Source organism: Edaphobacter sp. (assembly GCF_035532915.1).
GTDB lineage: Bacteria > Acidobacteriota > Terriglobia > Terriglobales > Acidobacteriaceae > Edaphobacter.
Genome location: NZ_DATKQC010000274.1, coordinates 1 through 4,599 on the forward strand (window position 1 = coordinate 1; position 4,599 = coordinate 4,599).

The 4,599-nt window shown below is 59.3% G+C and carries 1 protein-coding gene; it reads left to right on the plus strand.

Translation table 11 applies throughout. The features are described from left to right. A partial coding sequence (locus VMU57_RS13185; RefSeq protein WP_325384128.1) for a hypothetical protein occupies positions 1 to 4,237 on the plus strand: 4,237 nt, incomplete at its 5' end. Positions 4,238 to 4,599: the final 362 nt, after the last annotated feature.

Consider the following 4,599-nt stretch of genomic DNA (forward strand, 5'->3'; position numbering starts at 1 on the left):
TGTGAATGCCATTCATGCAGCGTTGGACGTTGGGCGGTACGTCGAGATTCGTGGGGATGCGGGTGTCGGCAAATCCGGTCTGCTGAAGCATTTCGCCGAGCAGACGGCAATGGAAGCGCCGGTCATCGTCCTCAGCCCAAATAGGACGACTCCGAGGGGATGGACGGCAATGCGCGCTGTGATCGGATTCGACGGCACCGCGTGTGAGCTGTTGACTGATCTCGCCGGCGACGGCGCCGCCATACTGTTTATCGATAACCTGGATTTCTTCAAGGAAGACGAGCGCCGGACAGTCGTCGACCTGGTGCGGGAAGTTTCGAACGTCCCCGGTTTTGCTGTCATCGCGACAGCACGCCGTAATTTTGGTGTCGACGAGTCAAGCTGGCTGCCGGCTGACGCACTACGTCGCATGGGACGCGCCGATCCGATCATAATCGGCGAGCCCAGCTCCGCGGAGGTCGAAGAGATCCGGCAAGCCGCGCCCGGGCTCGCATTTCTACTCGCGGACAGCCATCCAGCCCGGGACGTCGCGCGCAACCTTTTCCGTCTGAACCGCCTGGCAGCAGGTGCGGCTCAGGAATCGATGCCTCGCAGCGAAGTCGACATGGCGTTGCACTGGTGGCAGACGGCGGACGGTGCGCCGAGCGAGAACCAGCGGGAACGCGCAAGGGTCCTGAGGGCACTGGCAGAACAGGCGCTGGTTCGCGCTGAACCACTTGAGATCAAAGACCAACCCGTCGGTGCCGTCAACGCGCTGGTTGCGAGCGAAACACTGCGGGACTTGGGCGGCGATCGTGTTTCATTCAGACATGATGTCCTGCGCGAATGGGCGATCGCCAATCTTCTGCATGCTGAACCGGAGAGGATTGGTCAGCTGCCGCTCGCACGCCCCGCGTCAGCGGCTCATGCCCGAGGAGTTGAGCTGGCCGCGCGCACTGCGATTGAGCGATCTGGCGACAGTATGGCCTGGGAATCATTGCTCCAACGTCTGAGCAGCGCTCATATGCACGGTTCATGGCGCCGCGCGGCATTGCTTGCCCTGATCCGATCGGAGGTCAGCTCTGAATTGCTGACGCGGGCGGCTGACTATCTGCTTGCGAACCGCGGAGCGCTGCTTCGCGAGCTGATCCGCGTCGTGATCGCCGTTGAATCAGAACCGGCAGCGCGCCTATTCACCTCGATTGGCATAGACCCAGCCACAATTCCCACGAGCCTCAACGTGCCGAGCGGCCCATCGTGGTATCGCCTGATTGTCTGGATTCTGCATCTTGGAGACAAGCTGCCGCATGCGGCCATTCCCGACGTCGTCGACCTCTTCATCGCGTGGTCCAGCGGAGTGTTGGGTGTCAATGATCCACTCACCCCTATGGTCCAAGCCCAGTTCCTCGGGTGGCTAAACGAAATCGAAACGGTCCGTGACAATGCAGCGCTTAGAGATCTGCGCGAACCGTTCGGCGGCGAGATCGACTACGACCGCATGCGGTCTCTGGAATCTGACATCCGAAACGCCTTCCTATTTTTCGCGAGCCGAACTCCCCAGCTCGCTGCGAAATACCTCAGGAGTTTGGGAAGTCGGCAACGCGGCGAAGATGCCATTCATAGCATCCTGAAGTTCCGCGGGACGCTCGCTCAGGCGGCACCGGCTGAGCTCGCCGACCTCACTGTGAATGCTCTCATTCGGAAACCTGACCAACAGGGCCGGCGGCGTCATGGCGAAACAGAGGAACCTTTCGAGTATGTAGATCATGACTTTCTCCCGGCGTCGCCGTCACAGGGGCCGTTTCTCGATCTACTGACGCATTCGACCCAGCATGGACTTGTGCTTATCCGGAAGCTCGTGGACCACGCACTCTCGTTTTATAGCGGTGGCAGCGAGCCGGGCGCCGACGCGATCACAATCGCCTTTCACGAAGGTGAGCGTAGCTTTCCCTGGCGACGGTCCTACTACTGGTCGCGGGACGCGAATGGAAACTACAGCGTTACTTCCGCGCTGATGGCGCTCGAGGTCTGGGCGCATCGGCGGATCGAGGCCGGCGAGAACTTTGACAGCGTTCTTTCTGACGTGCTTGGCCCAGAGGGCAGTCCAGCCGCGTACTTGCTGATTGCGGTGGATCTCGTTCTGTCTCACTGGCCAAAGTCACGGGATTTTGCGATTCCCTTTCTCGCCTCCCCCGAGCTGCTAAGCCTCGATAGGGAGCGCCAGCTGCACGACGGATTCGAGTATCCGGATTTTTTTGGACTCAAGGCGCTGCAGCAAGAGCCGAGCGGCACTGCAAGCCTTGAGGACCTGAAGAAGCGTCCATCCCGTAAGGTACCGCTCGAGTATCCGCTCTGTGAGATTGCAGTTCGAGGACCAGCCGCGACGCGGGAACAGCTCGTGGGACTGCTGAGGCAAGTAGCAGAACGGCTTGGCCCGCCCGAGCCGAAGTCGACCATGAGAGACCCGCGCCTGATGGTCGTCTACGCGCTCAACCTTCTCGATCCTGCCAACTGGCAGGACGCCATCGTCACCCTGCGTGATGGTTCTACGGCATCGGTACGTCAGTATGTGTCGCCAGAAGCAGAGAGGAAGCATCTGGAGGGCCTGCAGGCGAAGTCGGCGCTAAAGAACGCCGATACCAACATACAGCTTGCGCTTAACGCTGCGCTCGATAATCCGTCCCGCTCGTCGCCTGAGTTCGCCGCCACTGTAGTGGAATGGGCGCAATCAACTGCCGAGACGCAAGTCAGCCTAGACGAAGCACGCATGCGCGATCAAGCCATCGTGGCCGCGGCGATGATTGCGATGAGAGACGGCGATGCGGAACTGCGAGCCACCAAATCTGAATGGGCGCATGGTATTTTCGCCACAGTTATAGAAGCTGAGACGGACCCTGCGCATCGATTTCGCGACGGACTGCGATTCAATTCCGTTGCAATGGCGTTTGTTGGTACCGTCCACATAGCCAGGGAGAGCCCTCGCCCGGAGCAGATTCGAGGCATTCTGGAAATCGCTGTTCATGGCGACCCGGCTGCAGCCCATGGGCTCGGCCCAGCTGGCGATGTGCTCACTTCCATCGACGAGCGGTTACCTCGTGCAGTGCTTCGATGCGCTCTTGCATCGTGTATCCAGCGCAGGCGCAATGGGCGTGCGATAAATGAGGCGCGCTCCACGGATGACGAGCACAGGCGTCAGAGACTTGGCGCTGTGGTCGATGCCGAGTTGGCATGGCTAAGTGGGTTTGGACCAGAACCCGGATGGTCCACCTTCCCGGCAGAGCAGCCTCGGCGACGGCGGCGCCTCCGTCTGCCAGGCGTGCCGGCTGAATTGCCGAAACCTGAGGACATGCCGTCCAAAGACTTCATAGACAATCAGGCCGCCGCATTGTGGTTGACCAAGTCCAGTAGCCTATATAACGTTTCGAAGAATCTGTCGCTGCGTGATATCGCAAGGGTTTATGGCCCTTGGACCATGGCTGCAAATGGTGCCGGCCTCGACCGAAACGAAGAAATTGACAATCCACCCACGGAATGGAACTGCGCGTACTTCGACCTCCTGGCGCGTGCGCTCGCTGGGCTATCGCTCCCTGAGATCGAGCAGCTAGCGCTGGAACCATTGGTATCGCTACCAGACGAGCCGTTCTTCAATGCAGTTGCCGACTTCGTGAGAAGTTTTGATGCCGTGTATTTCGGGGGGAACGGAATCACCGAAACAGTCGCGGTAGCACTCCGGGCCAAGTTGGCTGAACGGCTGATGGAGAGCAGCGGATGGAGGTGGACGGTGACCGGACGGTCACCATCCATCGAACGGCACATTGGGTCAGCCATCGCCACATTGTTTTTCAATCAGCATGGGTTCGTTCAGCCTACGAAGTGCTATCTGCTGCCGCCGGGTATCGACCGCCTCCCGCCGTTCTTGCCTGTACTGGAGGACCTTGCGCGAAGCGGGCCGTCTCTGTCCGTCGCGGTCTTTGTGATGAATCTCCTCGAAGTGTCTCCAAGACCGGTCCATCTTTCATTCATCGTCGCTGCCGTAAAGGCCTGGTTGCACAGTTATCCAGACGATACCCAGTTCTGGATTACCTACGGAATCGGCCGCCGCTTATGTCTCTGGATGGAGAATGTTTTTGGTCAAGACAGGACGCAGCTCGGAGAAGGGAAACCACAGCGAATCGAGGTGGAGCGAATCATAGCCGCGTTGGTCCGTGTAGGTGTTGTGGAGGCACGGCGTCTTGAGCAGTCGCTCGCACAGGAATAACCGTCATGAAAGACCGTAGAACGGTGTTATTTGCATCTAATCAGTGGATTGCGGCCATTTTGAACCACGCCGGCCCCCCCCTAATGGGCGCCATGCCGGATTCGAACTATCCGCCTAGGCCAACTGTTGGTCACAATCGCACAAGACCTCAAAAGTGGGTTCATTGAGGAAGGTGGCCAAACTATACTGGTTCAGAGCGGCCGAACTATGGTGATTCGCACATCCAAGGTTCGAGTTTTTATTGTGGTGGGCCCGCCAGGACTCGAACCTGGGACCAAGGGATTCACATGTTCCCGCCGTTTCCGGCGAGGGTGGACTATCTCATCACCCGCAGCAATTTGCTGGTTGGGTGCGGGACGCTT